The sequence below is a fragment of the Bacteroides sp. AF20-13LB genome (assembly GCF_003603065.1).
GTDB lineage: Bacteria > Bacteroidota > Bacteroidia > Bacteroidales > Bacteroidaceae > Bacteroides > Bacteroides uniformis.
In genome coordinates this window covers 87,480-106,567 of record NZ_QTMH01000005.1, presented here as the reverse complement: position 1 = coordinate 106,567, position 19,088 = coordinate 87,480, and the positions used below count along the sequence as shown (strand labels likewise).

The 19,088-nt window shown below is 51.2% G+C and carries 23 protein-coding genes; 9 read left to right on the top strand and 14 right to left on the bottom strand.

Annotation, left to right across the window (positions count from 1 at the left end):
• Nucleotides 1-2: 2 nt before the first annotated feature.
• The 8 genes from DWX62_RS06965 to DWX62_RS06930 form a co-directional block, all read right to left on the bottom strand.
• Nucleotides 3-1,100 (bottom strand): hypothetical protein, encoded by a 1,098-nt coding sequence (locus DWX62_RS06965; RefSeq protein ID WP_004293631.1) that lies wholly within the window; start codon nt 1,098-1,100, stop codon nt 3-5.
• Between the two features lie 40 nt (nt 1,101-1,140).
• A complete protein-coding gene (locus DWX62_RS06960) occupies nt 1,141-1,668 on the bottom strand; it encodes a hypothetical protein (RefSeq protein ID WP_004293630.1) in 528 nt (175 codons plus the stop codon).
• 5 nt (nt 1,669-1,673) lie between these two features.
• Nucleotides 1,674-1,913, bottom strand: coding sequence for a hypothetical protein (locus DWX62_RS06955; RefSeq protein ID WP_004293629.1), 240 nt, complete (start codon nt 1,911-1,913; stop codon nt 1,674-1,676).
• 4 nt (nt 1,914-1,917) lie between these two features.
• Nucleotides 1,918-2,130: a hypothetical protein gene (locus DWX62_RS06950; RefSeq protein ID WP_004293628.1), complete on the bottom strand. Its 213-nt coding sequence runs from the start codon at nt 2,128-2,130 to the stop codon at nt 1,918-1,920.
• A 149-nt stretch (nt 2,131-2,279) separates the two neighbouring features.
• Nucleotides 2,280-2,537, bottom strand: a complete 258-nt coding sequence (locus tag DWX62_RS06945; RefSeq protein ID WP_004303959.1) for a hypothetical protein — start codon at nt 2,535-2,537, stop codon at nt 2,280-2,282.
• Nucleotides 2,538-2,553: 16 nt separating this feature from the next.
• Nucleotides 2,554-2,946 (bottom strand): hypothetical protein, encoded by a 393-nt coding sequence (locus DWX62_RS06940; protein WP_004303960.1) that lies wholly within the window; start codon nt 2,944-2,946, stop codon nt 2,554-2,556.
• 270 nt (nt 2,947-3,216) lie between these two features.
• The gene (locus DWX62_RS06935; protein ID WP_004293624.1) at nt 3,217-3,588 is read right to left on the bottom strand and encodes a hypothetical protein; all 372 of its coding nucleotides are present in this window, start codon (nt 3,586-3,588) and stop codon (nt 3,217-3,219) included.
• A 65-nt stretch (nt 3,589-3,653) separates the two neighbouring features.
• A complete protein-coding gene (locus DWX62_RS06930) occupies nt 3,654-4,226 on the bottom strand; it encodes a hypothetical protein (protein WP_004293623.1) in 573 nt (190 codons plus the stop codon).
• A 1,910-nt stretch (nt 4,227-6,136) separates the two neighbouring features.
• Between DWX62_RS06930 and DWX62_RS06915 the strand changes: the two genes are divergently transcribed.
• The 3 genes from DWX62_RS06915 to DWX62_RS06905 all read left to right on the top strand — a co-directional run bounded on the left by DWX62_RS06915 (nt 6,137) and on the right by DWX62_RS06905 (nt 9,317).
• Nucleotides 6,137-6,928: a hypothetical protein gene (locus DWX62_RS06915; RefSeq protein ID WP_004293621.1), complete on the top strand. Its 792-nt coding sequence runs from the start codon at nt 6,137-6,139 to the stop codon at nt 6,926-6,928.
• Nucleotides 6,929-7,462: 534 nt separating this feature from the next.
• Nucleotides 7,463-8,710 carry an ATP-binding protein gene (locus DWX62_RS06910; RefSeq protein ID WP_004293619.1) on the top strand — a complete coding sequence of 416 codons (1,248 nt, stop codon included), beginning with the start codon at nt 7,463-7,465 and terminating at the stop codon, nt 8,708-8,710.
• Nucleotides 8,685-9,317, top strand: coding sequence for an RloB family protein (locus DWX62_RS06905; protein WP_004293618.1), 633 nt, complete (start codon nt 8,685-8,687; stop codon nt 9,315-9,317). Before DWX62_RS06910 ends, DWX62_RS06905 begins: the two co-directional genes overlap by 26 nt.
• A 151-nt stretch (nt 9,318-9,468) precedes the next feature.
• Here DWX62_RS06905 and DWX62_RS06900 read toward each other — a convergent pair whose 3' ends face one another.
• From DWX62_RS06900 to DWX62_RS06875, 6 genes are all read right to left on the bottom strand, one after another.
• Nucleotides 9,469-9,912: a hypothetical protein gene (locus tag DWX62_RS06900; protein ID WP_004293617.1), complete on the bottom strand. Its 444-nt coding sequence runs from the start codon at nt 9,910-9,912 to the stop codon at nt 9,469-9,471.
• On the bottom strand, nt 9,899-10,138 hold the full coding sequence (locus DWX62_RS06895) for a hypothetical protein (protein ID WP_004293616.1): 240 nt from the start codon (nt 10,136-10,138) through the stop codon (nt 9,899-9,901). Before DWX62_RS06895 ends, DWX62_RS06900 begins: the two co-directional genes overlap by 14 nt.
• A gap of 156 nt (nt 10,139-10,294) precedes the next feature.
• Entirely contained in the window at nt 10,295-10,732 is a 438-nt protein-coding gene (locus DWX62_RS06890) for a hypothetical protein (protein ID WP_004293615.1), read from the bottom strand.
• A gap of 2 nt (nt 10,733-10,734) precedes the next feature.
• Entirely contained in the window at nt 10,735-11,868 is a 1,134-nt protein-coding gene (locus DWX62_RS06885) for a phage antirepressor KilAC domain-containing protein (protein ID WP_004303966.1), read from the bottom strand.
• Nucleotides 11,855-12,193, bottom strand: coding sequence for a hypothetical protein (locus tag DWX62_RS06880; protein ID WP_004303967.1), 339 nt, complete (start codon nt 12,191-12,193; stop codon nt 11,855-11,857). Before DWX62_RS06880 ends, DWX62_RS06885 begins: the two co-directional genes overlap by 14 nt.
• Nucleotides 12,194-12,203: 10 nt before the next feature.
• The gene (locus DWX62_RS06875; RefSeq protein ID WP_004303968.1) at nt 12,204-12,701 is read right to left on the bottom strand and encodes a hypothetical protein; all 498 of its coding nucleotides are present in this window, start codon (nt 12,699-12,701) and stop codon (nt 12,204-12,206) included.
• A 243-nt stretch (nt 12,702-12,944) separates the two neighbouring features.
• Here DWX62_RS06875 and DWX62_RS06870 point away from each other — a divergent pair, with 243 nt between their 5' ends.
• The 6 genes from DWX62_RS06870 to DWX62_RS06845 all read left to right on the top strand — a co-directional run bounded on the left by DWX62_RS06870 (nt 12,945) and on the right by DWX62_RS06845 (nt 19,085).
• The gene (locus tag DWX62_RS06870; protein ID WP_008142945.1) at nt 12,945-14,267 is read left to right on the top strand and encodes a DUF935 family protein; all 1,323 of its coding nucleotides are present in this window, start codon (nt 12,945-12,947) and stop codon (nt 14,265-14,267) included.
• 224 nt (nt 14,268-14,491) lie between these two features.
• Nucleotides 14,492-15,127 carry a phage minor head protein gene (locus DWX62_RS06865; RefSeq protein WP_008142943.1) on the top strand — a complete coding sequence of 212 codons (636 nt, stop codon included), beginning with the start codon at nt 14,492-14,494 and terminating at the stop codon, nt 15,125-15,127.
• The gene (locus DWX62_RS06860) at nt 15,108-15,686 is read left to right on the top strand and encodes a hypothetical protein (protein ID WP_008860784.1); all 579 of its coding nucleotides are present in this window, start codon (nt 15,108-15,110) and stop codon (nt 15,684-15,686) included. Before DWX62_RS06865 ends, DWX62_RS06860 begins: the two co-directional genes overlap by 20 nt.
• Nucleotides 15,683-16,387 (top strand): hypothetical protein, encoded by a 705-nt coding sequence (locus DWX62_RS06855; RefSeq protein WP_004293608.1) that lies wholly within the window; start codon nt 15,683-15,685, stop codon nt 16,385-16,387. The genes DWX62_RS06860 and DWX62_RS06855 overlap by 4 nt, the downstream gene beginning before the upstream one ends.
• Nucleotides 16,388-16,670: 283 nt before the next feature.
• Nucleotides 16,671-17,909, top strand: a complete 1,239-nt coding sequence (locus DWX62_RS06850; protein WP_004293607.1) for a Clp protease ClpP — start codon at nt 16,671-16,673, stop codon at nt 17,907-17,909.
• Nucleotides 17,910-18,035: 126 nt separating this feature from the next.
• Nucleotides 18,036-19,085: a hypothetical protein gene (locus DWX62_RS06845; RefSeq protein WP_004293606.1), complete on the top strand. Its 1,050-nt coding sequence runs from the start codon at nt 18,036-18,038 to the stop codon at nt 19,083-19,085.
• The last annotated feature ends 3 nt before the right edge of the window (nt 19,086-19,088 follow it).

The following is a 19,088-nucleotide window of genomic DNA, read 5'->3' as shown; positions in this document are numbered from 1 at the left end:
GATTAAATGGTTATTTTCAACACCTGACCGGCGGCATATTCGGCATTGCGGGTGAGCTGGCGCTGCCATGCCTGGTTGCGTGGCGCCCACTTGAAAGCGTTACGCTTCAAGGTTGTACGCATATCGGTATCGGGTATTTTGTCGAAGAGGATTTGCAGGCGGTCTTCTTCGAAGTTGTAGACCACCTTGCCGCCATCGAACGGAATCTCACGATTTTCACGGCTTGCCCGTTCCTGCTGCTTTTCCCGCACCTTGCGGACGAGTTCGGGATACTTGAAGATTGAATGGCGTGCCGTGACGACAGGTTTCTTGACTTTGTCGTTCCACTCTCGCAGACGAGCGACGGCACGGTCGATGATTTCCACGTTGCCATGGTTGACATAGGTGGAGAGTCGCCCGGCGAGGTTGCTGACGAAGAGAGCCCGGCTATAGCCTCGTGCCGTACCCGTATCGATACCGTGAATGGTCGAGGCGGCATCGTCGATAAAGGCTTTGACCTTCTGCCACTCCTCCTCGAGACGCTGTTCTTCGGGCTTGGCCGCTTCGGTAGCCTTGCGAATCGCTTCGAGTGCACGTTCTCGCCATTCCCGGAACGCCGTGACGCTCTTGGCGTGGCTGTTGCAGGCCTTTTCGTTGCGGCCCGTGTTGAAGCGTGCAGGTCCCGTAATCATCGCGCTGGCACAACGGCTGTTGGCGGCGATCATGGCAGAGAAATAGCGTTTGTAGTTTTCCATGTAACGTTCCCGCTGCTGCTCGGGCATCGACTGCAAATCCTCGTGCAGTTCCTTTTCGTGCGAGGCGATGTCTGACTCACCCCGCTCGTCGGGTGAGAAGGAGGTGAGGTTGTAGGAGCTGCACGCCTGCTTGAAATATTCTTCCAGATAGCCCGGGTGCGCCACTTCCACAACTTCCCAGTCCTTGAAGTCCGCCGGGGCGAGGATTTCTTCCTTGCCCGGATTCCCTACAAGATGGGAATAGCTGCAATACCCGTGTCTCTTTCCCCTGAAAAGAAACGCTACCGGTTCGCTTTCCGGGGCATCCACACGCCGCACCATGGTCACACGATGGGCATTTTCCTTTGTCAATAATGTTGTTTCCATACCTTTCTTCTTGATTTCGTTATTTGATTGTTTCCGATTTTTATTGTTGCTTCATCCGGGCGGCATGGTCCATTACAGAGGCGAACCCCACCTCGATACCTATCTGGTATCCGCCCTTGATAGTCGATTCCAGCTCCGCCTCGCTTTCGATCAGGGATTCCGAATCATCGGCATAAAGCCTGTACAGGGAGAATACGTCTGCCTCCCATAGCTTCCGGGCATTTTCCGCCGATACAAGCAGCCACACGAAACCGTCCTCACGGGTTACCTTGACGGCGGCTTCGCTATGGCTCAGAGTCCGCCACTCCTTGATGTCCAGTGCCACCCTCCACACGATATACATCAGCGCATCGTGGCGGCTTTTAATATCAGGGGAATCGCACAGGCGGCTGGCCACATCTTTGAGTGTCCGGAAAGAGTCCGCCATGAACTGCTCCACGACATACGGCTTTTCGGCAATGGCGGAACAGGCATCGTCCGCCCTGCCTGATTCCGGAACGGTCTGAATATCCTCCTCTTCAAGGAAGATTTCACGGTGCAGGTAGTCCAAGTAGTAATATGATTTCATTCCGCTTATTCTTTGGGGGTGAAAGTGATTCTCGTGTGCCCGTCATAACCGAAGGACGGTTTCAGGCCGAAGGCTTCGGCATCACTGCTGATGCAGCAGATGTCCCAAATCTCCAACCCTCCGGCGCAGGTTATGACGGTATTGTTTTCAGATATTTGCGGCGACTTGTCTTTCAATGCAGCCCCGCCGCAGATGCCGCGTAGAATAACACCACGCTGGTGGGTAGTAAGTTCTTTCGTTTCCATAGACCTAATCTTTTGCTTTTACACCGAACATGTTCTCCATTGTACTGGCGAGGGCTTCCTTGAAACCGTCGCTTACGCCCCAGTATTCAAGTAACCCGTTGCCGATGACCTGCATCTGTTTGTCGGTGGGCATATCGCCATCATACCCGTATTCCTTGAGCAGGGCACGGCTGATGATGACACCTTTTATCTCGTTGATTCTATGTTCCTCTCCCATAGCCGTTAATACATCTTTACCCGCAGACCAGATATCTGCTTTCTCGTTATTTCTGTCATTTTCTTTATCCGTTTATAAAAGCATAGGGGCATTCCGCCCCCATAGTTGTTATTAATTCATATTATTTTGCATGATTTTTTCCGGAACACCTATCCGGCATAGATGTACTTGAGCTTGGGCACTCCGTTCTGGAGCACGGTGAAGGCGTTTTCTTCCACCTGCACGTCCTTTGCCTTTGGCCACCATAGCCACGAGAGTTTCCCGTCGGGTTTGAGGAATGCCACGGCATTACCCTGCACTTTCCCGACCTCACGCACGCCGAGGTCTTTTCCGCCCTCGAACAGCCGGACACACCGCCACTTCGAGCCAAGCGTCATTTTCCGTTTCACGTCTGCTAATGTTTTCATACTCATTGCGTTTTTATTATTGCATATAAATTCTGCATTTCCGGTTGCACCGTCTCAGGCTGTCCGCCGAGAGCGGATAACTGCGGTTCAAATGGTCGGGAAACCCTTCTCGGAACATCAGCTCCGCCGTAGCGTACTCCTTGCACCATTTCCGCCGACGTCTCCCACGGGCAGGTCTCGTTTCCGGCATCCGCCTTTTCGGAGATTTCGGCACACGCCATTTCCCACCGACAAACACCGCTTCATATTCCCGTTGTAACACGCCGCTGCAATACGCCGCCACGCTGACAGCGGGCACACTTCCGAGCTGTCCCGTCGCGGCAAGGCTGTCAAGCGTATCGGTGGCAGCCTTGAAACTGGCAAAGCACCCGTAACTGCGGGTGCGCTTTGCGTCAAACACTTCTATCATATTTATTCGTTTTATTATTGGCACATCCGTTCTCCGCTTCCCCGCACAGGATAACAGCGGAAGCACGGCAGGCGGTTCCGCAGAACGCCAGACCGTGCTTAACCGTGTTATATACAAGGTAGGCACAACGCCTCACGGCGCAAGGAAGTCATATCGGAGGGAATTTTAGAAAAGTGCGGGCATTTCAGGGTGCAATCCTGACACAGTGTATATCAATGCCCGAAAAAGCGCGCACGCCCCGCAGTTTCCGCAGCACGTGTGCGCGTCATGTCACTCGCCATCGTCCCCGCTGTCAATTCCTGCGGTGATGTTGCATATCTCCTGCAATGCCGATTCTATCTGCACAAGGTCGTCGATGTCGAACTTCACGGCATCGCAGTCCTTCTCCCACACTTGGCGGGCTATGAAGACGGCATCATGCAGCGACCGCTCGGACTCTTCCAGAGCGGTCTTCAGGTCGTCCACGGTGTACTCCCCGTCCTGCGGCGGAGGTACAGTCCCGGCACCGTTTTTTGCCGGGAAATTCTTTTCGCCTATCACGTTACAGTTGCTTTCGCCCGAAATGAAAAGCGCGTATCCGTGGCATACGTCACAAGAACACGCGCTTACGACGGCAGATACGAAAAGGGCAGGCAGTCCCACACGTTCAGCGGGCTGCCTGCCGTCCTTTTGCCTTTTTCGGGCAGGTTTCAGTTACTCCGTTGCCCTTATGCCGCCTTTTTGCTTTCGTCGGCAACCGTTCCGGCAGGCTGTTCCGCCACCTTTTCAGCCTTGCCGGTCTTGGTCGTTTTCTCGGTTGGCTTTTCGAGGCTGGCGAGGTTCGGGGCGAAATCCATGGCGTTGCGGATAGCCTTTGCAGCGGCATGGATTGTCTTTTGGAAATCACGGTTTGACTTCTCGAGGTCTACTTTGGTCGGCACAAGACCGATACGCGCCCAAACGCTGTCGGTAAGGTCGTACTTCTTGATACGATTTCCCGACTTCTCGCAGATGATGATTTCCGCAGGGGTTGTGGCACGGAATTTCGAGCGTATGCCGTCGGCATCGGCACGCAGTTTCTTTTCCTCCGCAATGGTGTGCCACATAGTTGCGACCATGTTTTTAATCACACGGAAAATCTCGTTGTCCGACTTGTCGGCAGGCTCAAAGTCCGCACCGAAAAAGTGCTGTGCCGTCTGCACGAGTTCACCGTCCTTGTTGGTAGAGTTGTAAACCAACATGATACCTGCAAACGAACCGATGTTTGCATACTGTTCCTTGTTCAATTTAGAAGTTGCCATAATGATAAAATTTTAGAAACACTGCGCAAAATCACGCATTGCGGGCACTCGGGGAGTCGAACCCCGAACTTTGCACCATAGCGCAAAGTGTGGCATTTCCTGCCACGCGCCCAAAAATTTGCCGTGCATTTCACCCTGCACGGCAAAATTTTTCGTAACTTTGTCGCACTTAAAACGTACCCCATAGCAGAGCTATCCAAATGAGCGCATTTTCGGCATATCGTATCTTTGCACGAGTTCTACTCATCGTGTCGTGGCTCTGCGCTGCTTTACTCCAATTTCGGCAAGACGCTTCTCTGGCACGTTCCGGATCTTTTCCAATCCGGCAGCTAACAGTAAGGCGGTGGGCGGCTGGTGATTATGGGCATAACATTGGCAATGCTCTTTTCTCAAGCTCCGTGCGGACTGTTTTTCCGCTACCGTGCATTTTATCTCCGTGCGCACAAGGGCGCAATTATGGCATTATTCTTGCACGTCCTTTTCAGTGGCGGTATTCTCAATACTCCCAGCGACTTGCAAAAGTCTTGACGTATTTCCGGCACTCGGAATAAATACGATTTATCCCGTTCCATAAATTTCCCTACTTTCGTAGGTTGGCAATACTGGTATTATTGCCCCGTGCGAAGCGTGGTTATTTAACGCACTCTTTAAGCGTACCTAAACGCACACGGTGTTGTTTCGGGTGTTACCCTTTGACGGCTCAACAACTCACTTTCGTGTAAACGCCGTTTTTGTTTCTCGCTCTCGGCGGTCTTTGCTTTTCTGTTTTTTACTATCTATTTTTTTATTCGTTTTTCTCCGTACTTGTTTGCCGTTTGTTTGGCTTTCGAGTACATGACTATTATAAAACCGTTTTTCAGAACTGCAAAACTTTTTGAGAAAAAAAATTTGGAACGTTCCAAAAACAGCCTTTTTGCGAATATGGAACGCACGCGCGCGAAGTGAATTTGTAAATAGTTGAATATCAATAAAATAGAAAAAATGATTTTCTTTGAAAAAAATTTTTCCTTTGCAAAAATCAAAAAAGCCCCGTTTCAACGTATGTATAAAATCAAAATCAGTTTTGTCTATTGATTATCAGATTATTAGCTGCTTAAAATGGATAAAATAGGACTGAAAAGATTTTTTTACTTTCAATTTGTAAGCAAAGATAATGTAAAAGACGTTTTTAGGCTTACTTTATACAAAAGTAAACCTAATAAATTATTGATATTCAATGGTGTAATAAAAATAAAAAGATTAGGGAGGGTGTACCCTCGGGTGCGGATTCGGTCTCTGTCCTCGGGCCGTTTTTTCAAGTCCGGTTTTCCAAAATGGCTCAAAATGCGGCTTTCGGATTGAAACTGTAAGCAGGTATCAAAAAATATACAGTAAAGTACTTGTATTTATCATGGTTGCTTAAGGTGCTGGTGTTCACCATGTCCCATATTTTTGAAATATTCTCATTTGTGGATGCCTGTCCTTTCAATTTTCACGGGTGTACAGACTTTCTGCACGATTTCCGGGTTCCGGCTTGAAGTTGTTTTTTAGATACGCTGAAAACGCATCAAAAAATATATAGAGACACGTCGGTATATTGACTGTTCTTAACCGGATTGGACGACGGAAAAGGAGGATGTGTATTCCTGTCATTCAGTATGTTCGGATATGCTTTTCACAATCGGACAATCTTGTAATGTTTTGTTCCTTAATCATATAGAATATACAGAACGAAGCTATCCACATGGATTCCGACTTATTTGTACGGTTTTTGTGACTTTATACAGGAAACCGTGGAAATGCAGAAGAAATGGGGTTCAGTCACCTGCCTTTTTGGTGAATTATACGTATATTTGCCGTATTGTATCCACTTATGTATGAAGTATGGCATTTTGCTGTTACAGGAAATATCTGGATAAAGAATCGAAAGAATGGAATCATATCATAAGAAGAAAATCGGGAGTATTCCGAAAGACAGCACGGGTGGGTCGTCCATTCGCAAGGGAATGGTCGTCTTCAACGGTGGGACATCGGAAACCGGACTTGTGGGAGATGTCACGGGTAATTGCGTGTCGGTTCCGGTAAGGATGACTGCGGGCAGAGAACTCGTTACCGATGACGCGGTCATGTTTCTGAATGATTGCCGGGAAGCGAGCGCAGAGCAAAAGATTGCCCTCCAACGCCTGCTGAACGAAGGCCATCTTGCATGGGACAAGCGCCGGGGTGTATGTTCGGAATCTCTCTATGCTCCCAAAGACGGACAGTTGGTAAAACTCAGTATCCTGGATGAGCATGTAATACTGGGGGCTTTCAAGGAAATCGACGCAAAAGGACGTGTTGTGCTGTATTGCCTGCTGGACGAAGACGGGAGCCTGCGCTATTCCCTGCATGAAACAGTCGGGTACGCGGTGAATCTCCAGATACTGCCTATCGGAACCAGTGGCCGTAGCAGGCTTTCCGATGCTCTACGCCAGAAAGGGCTTGCATGGAACGGACGGCTGAAGGAACTCGAACGGCTGGCAACACGTGTCAGACGCGGTGACAAGTACTATTACCTGAATGACATACTGGAAATCCGTGAATGCAGGGACAACAACAGGCCGGCGGACAGGAAACGGTTGGAATGCGGGAACTATTTCATGGAGCGGAGGGATGCCGAACTGGTACGTGACTGCGTGCGCTCTGTCGTAAGGCTGAACCGCGACAAGGATGCCAGACGGTAAGAGGGTGACGGTATAAGGTATTCGTTCTGTTTCTCTCTCTTGTATCTGGGGAGGAAGTGGTCCTTTAATCCTCATCTTATCCGTTTTCAACACTTTCCGATTCAAAAAAACAAAAAAACAGACGGCGTGCCGTCTGTCATGATTTGTTTCTTTTTTGGTATCTTTTTTCTTTGCGTCAAAGAAAAAAGTACATCTTTCTTCTTTCTTCTTGTATAATACTACTTATAGTATTGTTGCTACATTTGTAACACCCCTCCTGTCAGATACACGGTACATTTGTACCACATTGAGGGGAAAGATGTGGCGAATTTCGCGTCTTTCCACCCAAATTCCACTATCGGGAGCATGAATCGCAAGCCGATGTTGCCGCTTCGGAAAATTGCAGTCGCCTTTTGCAGGGCAGCATTGCAAGAACGAAAACGGTCTGATTTTCACGTGCAGGAAAATAACCGCAAAAAGAGATCCGATAAAACATCTATATATGAAAAATATCCCCTATATTTGCATAAAATTTACATATAACTGCGATATAATATGATTATTCAGTTCACAGTCGAAAATTTCCTTTCGTTCAAGGAGCCGGCGACCTTGTCTTTGGCTGCTTCCGCGCTGAAAGAAAAACAGACCCGGTCCGATGAGATTGTTTTTGAGCTTGAAGGTACGAACCTCTCTTTGCTGAAGAGTGCGGTCATCTACGGGGCCAATGCCAGCGGGAAATCGAATCTAGTCAAAGCACTCGATTTCTTCAAATGGTTTGTCATCAATTCCTCCAAAGGCGTGCAGTCCGGCGAAAGCATACGGGTGGAAAGTTTCCGTCTCAACCGGAGGACGGAACAGGAGCCCAGTTATTTTGAGGCGGTCTTTGCCGACGAAACGGTCCAATACCGCTATGGGTTCGAAGTCGATGAAAAACGTGTACACCGGGAGTGGCTTTATCAAAAGGGCAACAAGCGCAAGGCAAAGGAGGTGGAACTGTTCCTGCGTGACGGCGATGAGTATGAACTGCATCCCAAATTTTCGGTCGGCAAAGAGGTTGTCGCCAAAAAAATGGTGCGCGACAATGCGCTGCTTCTTTCCGTGGCAGCACAGTTCAACGAAAGCGTCTCGGTGGAAATCATGGGATGGTTGGCCAACACCACGATTGTTCTTGGCAGCAGCGACGAGCGGATTTGGGAAATGGCGATAGCCCAGATCGATGATCCGTCCATGAAAAGGCGTATTGTGGAGTTTGCCCGGTTTGCAGACTTCGGAATCGACGACATACGCAAGGTTGACAATACAGTCATCAGTTCACACCAGCAATATGACGAGGAGGGCAACGCCACGAAGACGGTCACTTTCCCGTTCCGCGTAAACGAATCGGAGGGTACGATCAAATACTTCTCGCTGGCTTATCCTATAATCGACGCGTTGGATCATGGCAAAAGGCTGGTTGTCGACGAGTTCGACTCGAAAATGCACCCTCTGTTGACAAGTCGCATCATCGGGCTGTTCAATTCCAGAGTGACAAATCCCAGGAATGCACAGTTGATTTTCACGACACATGACACCAACCTGCTTAATGCAAGCCTGTTCCGCAGGGATCAGATCTGGTTTACACAGAAAGATTCGTTTGGAGCCTCGGAACTCTATTCGTTGGCGGAATACAAGGTTCGCAACAGTGCACCTTTCGAAAAGGAGTACCTGATGGGGAAATATGGCGGTATCCCTGTCATCGGCCAGTTTGAACGGTTATTTGACCTGAGGGAGGAAGAATATGGCAGCACGGACGAACAAGCGTGATCCACGCGCGGCACGGACACTCAGGCGTATCAGTTTTGTCCGTGAGGTCAAACAATCCTTCCTGATCATCTGCGAGGGGGTAAATACGGAACCGGATTATTTCAATGCATTTCGCCTGACTTCCGCCAATATTAAAGCGGTAGGCCAGGGACTCAATACGGTAGGTCTTGTCCAAAAGGCTTTACGGATGAAAGAAGAAGAGCGGAAGAAAGGACGCGAGTATGACCAGTGCTGGGTGGTATTTGACAAGGATGACTTTCCCGATCGGGATTTCAACCGGGCTATCGGTATGGCGGAAGCCGGTGGCATGAGGGTGGCATACAGCAACCAGGCTTTCGAGTATTGGTTCTTGCTGCACTATAACCTGGTACAAGGCCCGATGCACAGAAATCAATATGAAACAAAGCTATCCGGCTTGTTGGGCTTCTCCTACAACAAGGAAGCCGGTACAGGCGGTCGTGTTTTCAGGGAGCTGGGCGGTAAACAGGCTCAGGCCATCACGAACGCAAAAGCCGTATTGCGCCGAATGGAGGGAATACCGCCGGCACAGGCGGAATCTTCGACAACGGTGCATCTTCTTGTGGAAGAACTGAATAAGTATATTTAGCATATTCTGTCGTTTGCCCGGATAATATTGTACCCGGCTACCACCTCCTTCCGGTTTTATCGGATTTTATGTCGCAAAAACACAAAAACAGACGGCAAATCACAACGATGCCGTCTGTTTTTATTCATTTACGTTCCGTGGACAGATACGCTCAAACTTTTCGGTGTCTCTCTTTCCATTGGCTGACCTCTTCGTCAGAGACGGATGCCACGGTCCTTTTTTCCACATCGAACATCCGATGACAGAATGCCCTGGTAGAAAAAGGATTTCCAAGTTCCGCCAATATCCCTACAAGCCGGTTGTAGGAATCCATGTGCCACAGGTAATCGTACATCCCGCTGACCGGCACCCGTTCAAGCAATCCCATACGCGTTGTCTTTTCCACGCACTTGTCGAAAATCCGCGAACCCATCTCCATGTTCTCCATGTAGTACCGCTTGCTGCGCAAGGTGTCGTAACCTTTTTCACGCAGGCGTGTACGGTCTGCCATGTACAGCATGAAGATGACCTCTTCCGGGGTGAACGCGCCGACCAGCCCGGTGAAGCATTTCATAAACGGTATCACGTGTTGCCTTTTGTCGTCATTCCCTTTCATGTCCGTTTTCGCGTTCGTTCGTCCGTAATGTTTCCGCTTCCCCGTCATCCTTAATCGACGGATTGACATAGAACTGGCATATCCTGCCGTTTATCATCGGTTTATACACGGCGTATCCCAGTTTTTTGGCGTAACGCCCCACGGATACGCGGTTGGCGAACTTGCCGGTATGTTCCGTCAGGTGTTCCGACATCTCCCCGACGGTCATTCTGCTTTTCAGTTTCATATCATTCGCGTTTAAATGTTTTCCTGATAAAGGATAGCCGCGACTAATACGAACTGTTTGCAAATGGTATGAATTAATAAGAGGCGGTTCCATGAAATCGGCAAAGGAGGAATCAACCGGTTATACTGATACTTCATTCATGAAACCGTCCCTCATCTATTTTCCCATTATCCGGACAATCTCCCGTATCGTGTCGAAGTTCCGCTCGTCCAGCCATTCTTTGGCCACGTTCCACGAGAGCGACATTCCGAACTTCAGGTTCTCCATGGTGATGGTATGGTGCGACAACCTGCCTTCAGTGGGCTTGAGCCCTGCCGCATGCAGTTCACACAGTCCGTCCTGAAAGAATGTGCACCCGCCTGCTTCCTGTTTCGCCTGTACCATCGGCACGATATACGGGATTTTTCCTAACAGCAGGCCTACCGCCCACCGAGTGGGTGCAAGACGCTCCCTGTATCCGGCTTTCAGCAACCGGAGGATGTCTTCCGGCGTACCGAGGCACGGTATCCGGCATTGCTGCCTGCACAGACGGCAACGGCACTCTACCGGCCGTCTTCCTGTCTTGCGGATGATCCGCTGTAATGCCGTTTCCATCGCTATGCACCCGGTGGGCAGTATTCAGGGTTCCTCTTGCGCCACAGTTCTATGATACACTCCCGTCCGGCCTGTGTCCATCGTTTGGTGGATCCGAAAGTATATACCTTGCCCCGGCTGTTCTCCCACGTGTAAGGCACATCGCATTGCCAGGCCCGGCAGGAAGGAAAGACCACCCATTGCCGCTTCTCGTACTTGCAGATGCCCTCTTCGGCAAGGAACTGGTGCAACTGTCGCGGCGATATGCCGAGTTCGTCAGCGATGCGCGTGCTCTTGAACCAGTCCCTGTTCTCGATAAACTCCTCGTAGAATACGATTTTCGGCAGGGATTCACTCACCACCTTCCGCAGTTCCAGAATCAGTCTCGTCGCCGATTCCATATCCTGCGGCATGGGACAATCCATACAGGGCAGACCGGGTGCCGCCACCCTGGGGCGTTCGCGTACGATTGTCTTCCCTCGTTTCACGGAGAGTTTGCCGATAGCCTCGCCCAACCATTCCGCCAAAGACAGGTCAGGGGCGATCCATCTGGCCAACGGTATGACAAGCGGTGATTCCAACCAGGTCGCACCGTGCCCCCGCCCCCGTGTGGTGAAGACTTGCGACTCGTATTTCCCGGTATGTCCGTTGCCGGCCATTTCCCTGCGGAGCATATCCGTGGAAGCGATGCGTAGCCATTCAGACGGGATTTTCCCGAAGTGCATCGTGATCTGCGTGGCGTTGACCATCAGCTTGTCGCCGACACGCCGGAACGTGACGGGGAACCCTTCCTCGAAGTGCATGACGATGTCGTCCTGCGGGACGGCGTGCAGCTCCCCGGCTTCCAGTTCCAGAAGCTTGTTGCCCCACACTTCCAATTCATCAAGCAGGTCACGGGGTATAATAGTCTCCTTGCGTACCAGTTGTAAAAGCCGGCGCATATCGATGGGACGGAAACCCCACTGTTCCCTGCCGTTTTTCCGGAAACTGATTTTCAATGCCGTCGGGCAAACACGGGCGATGGCGCCGTTTTCAAGCAGTTCGTCCCGCTTGAGTATATCGCATATATCCACGGCGCAGATATGGAGCTGGCCGTTATGGTTCCGGGAAACCCTTATGTTCCAGTCCCGGAACGGAACATTCCTATTTTCCCTCATAGGTATTTCCTCCTTTCTTTTGGTTATCAGACTTACGTTTGTTTTCAAGCAAGGCTCTCTTATGTGCCATCTTGCGCACCGGATAGTACGTGCGTTTCTCGCCGCAAAGGGCGTCATAATCTTTCAGCATCAGTGTGCCGAGGTCGGCCAGCTCGATTTCCACATCCGGATGCAGATGCCTGAAATAGAGTCCGCCGCTGCATACATACTTGCCCGTGCAACAGAATGAGATAGCCTGCAAGTTGCCTTTTGTCAATTCCGCCGCGCTGTGCAGCGAGCGCGTGACCGCTACAAGAACCTGTGCCCCGTTGAAGATGAGCACCATCTTGGGTCGTTTAAATGTGCTGCGTCTCATGTTGTTCTAAAATTTGCGTTAATTCCTCCTTTGTAAATCTAAGACCGGCAGCCTGTACCAGCCAAGTGTCTGAAACCGTAAATCCACCGGACAGCAGTTCGTCCACGCGCTCCAGAAGGTAGACACCGAACGCGGGATCGATGTAAACGACAAATAATAGAGCCAGACATTCATCAATTAACAGGTGTCCCGACGCCTCGTCACGGATGATCATCTTTTCCCTGTCTATTCCGTAGGCGTCTGCCAACGCCGTTGCCCAGTGATGGAAAGCGACACGGAAATCACGGACATTATGCCGGCGTGCATCTCCTTTGGCCTGGATGAAGCGTGTCGCGTCGAAATAGACCGGTCCGTCTTCCCGTAACGTTCCGAAAAGCAGATCGGGGAACTCCCTGTACCGGATTATCCGGCAGGGAATCTTTTCTTCTTTCATGTTCTCTTTTTCATTGTTCTTGGATTTGTATCTAACGTGGTGCAAAGATATATCTTTTTAATATGAAATACACTATAAATATATACATAAATTACACTTTTAATAAATTGTTAATCACTGATAATAAGATATTTACAACATAAATAAAACCGAAATATCTATATATTTAAGTTGTATATTTCGGTTTGTAAATCAAGCATTAAGAGTCCCGTTCTCCATATATTCTTTTAGCCGTAAAAACCTCTCTTGAGGATTGTCTCTACTCTTTGAACAAGAAACAAAAAAATTATGGCTACATCGGACAAATCATTTAACGGGGAACTCTTGGAGAGTATTTTTAAGACCTCCAAAAAGACAATTCAGGAGTATGTCCGCGAAATCGAGCGCAACAACCGCTACCGTTCATGCCGTCAGGATACCGGCTCGGGATATATTCTCGATGACCGCGCCCGGCTCATTGACCTGTATGAAGCCTGCCTGCAACAGGACGCTCATATACGTTCCGTTGTCGAGACACTGGAAAGCCAGATTCTCGGCGACCGCTATATGCTTGCCCGTGTAAACGAAAAGGGAAAATACATCAAGGACGTGGCGAACTCCCTGAAGATACAGGGTTCGCAGTTCGACAAGATAATCAAGGGCATAGTGGAATCCAAGCTCTACGGGTACACCCTGCTTGAAATCATGCCGCATACTGACCCCAGAACGGGCAGGCTGGCGGAAGTCAACATCATCGAACGGCGTAATGTGTTGCCGGACCAGAAAACGGTACTGAAGCGGCAGGGACTGTGGGAGCCGCATTGGGATTTACATGACCCGGCATATTACCGTTGTTATGTACTGGTAAACTCCGGCGACTTGGGACTTTTTTCCGCCACGACCCCTTTGATACTGGCCAAGAAATTCACGGTGGCCAACTATGTGAACTTTTCCCATACTTACGGACAGCCGATTATCCACGGAAAGACGGTCAGCGAGAGCAACGCCGACCGCAAGAGGCTGGCTAACGAGATAGCCAACGCGGCACAGAACAAGGTGGTGGTTACCGGCATTGAGGACGAGGTCGATATCAAGACATTCACCATGTCCAACTCGGAAAAGATATATACCGGGCTTATCGAGTTTGTGAACAAGGAAGTTGCCAACCTCGTGCTCGGCTCCGAGTCGATGGCCGGAGGGATGCAGTCGTACGTGGGTTCCACGAAAGCACACCAGGACATTTTCCGCGACCGTATCGAAGTCTACCGTCGGTATATCGAAAACGTCATGAACGAGGAGATAATCCCCCGCCTGGTGGCTATCGGGTATATCCCCGGAGGATTGGAGTTCCGGTATTCGAACCGGATAGAGATGAGCAACGAGGACCGCATCAAGCTCTATTCGCTGATCACGGACAAATATGAAGTGGCGGCCGATGAGATCGAGAAAGAGTTCGGTATCAATGTGGGCCGGCAGCTCAATGTTATCCCGGGATTAGGTTTCGGAGCCGAAGGCGGCTCATCCGGTCTCAGCCACAACGACCGGGGCATCATGTCGGACGAGGAGTATTTCCGGCGTTACGGACGCCCCCGGGGGGCGAAGGTCGGAAATTTTCTGCGGGGAGCGGAATAGAAGCCCGTCTTCCGCTCCCGGACAACGCTCCGTTCAGGGCTGTCAGGGCATCTGCAACCACGGAATCCGATACGGAAAAGGAGTATCGTGTCATTTTCGATGCATTCCGCAGGCTGATCCTCTATTGGGAGAACAGCGCGGAACGTCTCGACATTATAGAGGACATCATCACCCTGCGTGCCTCTTTCCTCATAGACCGTGCGCTGACAGGTCTGCGAATCGATATGGACCGGGCATTGGAGATACTGAAAAATCACAACTCCTTTACAACAGAGAGGGAACGGCAGCAGCGTGACATCCTGATTGCAGCTATAGACAACCTGGTGGATTTTGCCGCGGCAGAGGAGTATGCCATGCTCGGGGAACTGCCCGAGACAGCGGATGAACAGGACATGGAAGCATACGAAAAGATATGCCGCAGGTATAACCTCGTCCATGCGGAGGAAGAGAACAACCAGGTATTCTTCGCGGCCTCGATGGCCGCATGGTGGATGGCGGTGGATATGGATACCGTGCTTACCTACATGACACAAGGCGATGAACGGGTACGTGCCTGGCATCTTTCATTGGAAGGGATTTCCTTCCGCAAATCCGAGTTTCCTCCGGAGCTGATACCGCCGATCGAATGGGGATGCCGCTGCTTTCTGGTCGCGGAGGGGTTCGCCGCTGTCCGGGCGGCTTTGCCGGATAAGGGAGACTATCTGGAAAAGGTGGATCCGGTCTTCCGGGAGAGCCTGGCAACCGGCGGGCGTATCTTTTCCGATGCGCACCGCTATTTCTCCGTCCCGCTTCCGGGTTACATGAATGATATTGTGAAACGCATTAAAGGAAAGTTCGCCTATGCCCAAGATAACGCTTGATGAGTTTTGCAGCCACTGGGTAAGCAGGACCAGTACGCGCGTCATGGCCAGCCGGCTGGAGTTCAACGTATTCGACTTCGCAACTGCTGCCGGTGACTATACCAGGCAGCAGTTCGTGTCCTCATTCGCTTCGGGGGGATTCAACGGTAGCAAATGGGCGCCTCGTACCTCCAAATGGGGAAAGAGGTTCACCCATCCTCTCATGAACGATACGGGGACTCTGGCCCGGAGCATACAGTCGGAAGCCGGCCGGACAGACATAGTGGGACGGCGTTCGGACCGTACGCGCATCTTCCGGAAAGGCGCCAGGTATTGCATGTGGACTACGGAAAAGAGCTTTCCAGTCAAGGGCAAGCGGGGACGCAGCAAGGAGCGTTACGGGCATTATGCCGCCATACACAATACCGATCCGAAGTTCGGGCTGTACACGGTAAACCAGTATTCCACGCGCCGTCCCGTACACCGGCAGTTCATCGGATTCTCACCGAAGACGGACGACTATATCGCCGCCCATTTCATAGATATGATTTTTAAAGGATTTCCACACCAGCCGTTATGATAAAAGACAAACACCCAGCACCACAGCCCGCACAACCGTCGGCACCGGCGGAGAGCCTGCCTGAAGAAGTTTCCGCGAACCCTTTCGTGGAGATATACCGGGCCGTTAAGCGGGCTGTCCTGACCCTGCGGGAGAATCCGGACGACCCGTTGTCGCCGCCCCTGTTCAAAACCGTCGCTATCGACAACGGCCAGTTCGCCCGCATTGTCCGTGACGATAACACGGAGTATGAGACTGTGTTCCCTGCCGTGTTCATCCACTTTATCAACGTGAGGTACCTGGTACAGCAACAGCGTATCGGTGAGGGACGCGCCACCATGCGCGTGCGGTTTATCCTGAATACGCTCAACAATGCGGACGAAGACAAGGAATGCGAGGCGTTTCTGGTCTTCCAGCGGCTCAATGTAGCCATACAGGATGCCAAGAACCATGAGCCGGCGCTGAGCGAGCGGTGCAACCTGACCTATTTCGACATGCCGCTTTCAACCAATATGTTGCAGGCGTACTGGATAGACTACGAGGTATGGTTCAGGGAATCTTCCGCGTGGAAATACAGGGACTGGGTAAAAAGGTATGTGGTCATGCCCCCGTTCACCCAACACAGCGATGCGCCGCAACATGACAGCGGCGGACACGGCTTCCATCCGCGTCCGGAACATGACGAAGTATCTGGTTTTTCGGATACTGGATCGGAAAATTGAAATCCATGCAGGAGATTTATCCGCACTGCGTATAAACAGACATGAATCAGCAGATAATACAAGACTCATGATACATTTTCTGTACTTGCTGAATTTAGAATGTTCAGCATGCCGGTCTTGATACAAATAGTTGCAACCGGTCTGTAATTTGAACAATCTATTATACTGTAAAGATAATCGCATTTCCATAAATGGATGGATTCTCATATTTCCACTTCCATAAATAGCAGTGCAAAACCTTTTCTTTTTCCACCGCCTACTCTTGTTCAAATAACCCTTGCATATGGATATGAACACACTTCAATATGTCGTCGGAGAGGCGAAGGCAGGCCAGCCGGCTGTTATCCGTTTCTTCGGTCGCGTGACGGAAGAGACGACCTCACGTTTCAATGACGAGTTCGACTTTTTGGAAAATATCATCCGTCCCTCCTGTATCCGCGTGTTGATCAACTCGGAGGGCGGCAGTGTCCTTTACGGCATGTCCACCTATTCCACCATCGCCAATGCCACGGTGGATACGGAATGTATCATCGAAGGGGTCGCGGCATCGATGGCCTCCATCATCTGGGCGGCGGGCAAGCGTTCTCTCATGCGTGATTATGCCATACTGATGATTCATAACCCGATGTTGCCGGACGATGACGGAGGGGAACCGTCGGACATGGTAACGGCTTTTACCAAACAGATCGAGACGATTTACCGGAAACGGTTCGGCCTGAAAGCGGAGCATGTGCGGGCCATCATGGACGGACAGGCAGGAAAGGACGGGACCTATTTCGACGCACAGGCTGCCGTCAAGGCCGGCATCATACCTGCGGAGCATGTCATCCATACCTCGAAGCAGCTTTGCCGTAAAGTGCATGACGAGATAGAAGGATTGACCGATACGGCCGCCATCCAGGAACTGATGAGCCGTGTCAGCGCGGGAAATAAACCTTTCAAAGGCATTGAACCTACTCTTACAGAAACGGAAAACGATATGGCAAACGAAAACAAGACACAAGGCTTTGAGTACGGGGCGATTGCAGCCTCGCTGGGCATGAAGGACGGTGAGGTCAAGGACGTGATGGCACGTATCTCTGAACTGGCCGCGATGGAACCCAAATACAGAGAAATACAGAAATCACTGAGCGACGCGCAGACCGTCATCGCCGGAAAAGACGCCTCCATCCGGAACTTGCAGACAGACCTGGCCGCAGCGACGGCACGCCTTTCCGCCTACGAGCAGAAAGAGAAGGACGAGCAGGCTTCCCGTATCGAGACATTGGTGGAGAATGCCATTGCAGAAGGCAAGATTGACCGTGAGGCGAAAACGCAGTGGGTGGAGATGGCCGGTTCCAACTTCGAGTTGGCGGAAAGCACGCTGGCTTCCATTCCCGCGCGGGAGAAAATCTCGAAGGAAATCGCCGATGACCCTGCCAACATCCAGGCCACGGCGGAAGCGACAAAGACCGCCGAACAGCTGATGGCCGAGAAGGTGGCGGAAGTGGTCGGTGCGGATTTCAAGTTCCGAAAGCTCTGACAGACTATCCGCGGGCGTCCGCCCGATTTTAACTGACATGCCGGAGACCGCAGTGTCTCGCGCGGAAACAGCAGGTATCCGCCAGTCGGCCGAGTTTCATTCTTCAACGGAAAACTTAAAACGACAATGGCTGATACAGTAAACTTTCTTCAAAACGGGTATAGCGGCGAAGTACTTGAGGACTTGCTGACCTATACCGTGCAGGGCAATGATACAGTCCGCGAGGGACTGATTCATATCAAGACGGGCATCCAGCACCGCTATACGCTTCCTGCCATCAAGCTGGGCAACATTATCCAGGACAACGTGCCGACCCCACAACCCATCCACGGAGCCAAGGGCGATGACGGCACGAACGAGTACCAGTTCACCGAACGCCATCTTGAGCCGTCCGATTTTATGGTCTATCTCGAGTTTAACCCGAGGGACTACGAGAAGTACTGGCGTTTCGCGCAGCCGGAAGGCAATCTCGTGTTCCGCGAGCTCGACCCGAAAATCCAGGCGACGATGCTCCGTCTCCTTATGGACAAGAAAAACGAGTATATCGGAAACGCCATCTGGACTTCCGCCCGCGGAGGAGAGACGGTGGCCAAGATTACCGCACCGGAAGGCTGCACGAAAATCGGAGCCAACAAGGAGAAATATTTTGACGGGGTCATCAAACGGATCCTCGACAATGTGAACTCCTCCGATGCCGAGGTGGTTGCCGGAGGGCAGTGCATCATTTCGGGAACGACCGAGCTGACGGACGGGGCCGCGGTGGAGGCGGCGCTCTATGCGATGTGGAGGAAATGTCCGAAGCAGATCCGAAAGAAGACATCTCTGACCTTTGTGGTCGGATGGGACGCCTGGGACGCGTATGACCAATATATCTCGGACAAGCAGGTCAAGTATTCCGAGAATACCGAGGTCAACCGCTATCGCTTCAAGGGCAAGCGCATCGTCCCGGTCGTGGGAATCCCCGAACACACGATGGTGCTCGGCGAGTTCTCCACCGGCATGGACTCCAACCTGTGGATGGGGGTGGATTACGCGAACGACACGGACATCCTGAAAATCGACCGTCTGCAGGCCAACTCCGAGCTGTTCTTTTTCCAGATGCGCATGAAAATGGACGTGAACATCGTCCGCCCGGCGGAGATCGTGGTCCATACCGCCTACAAGAAGAGCGAATAACAC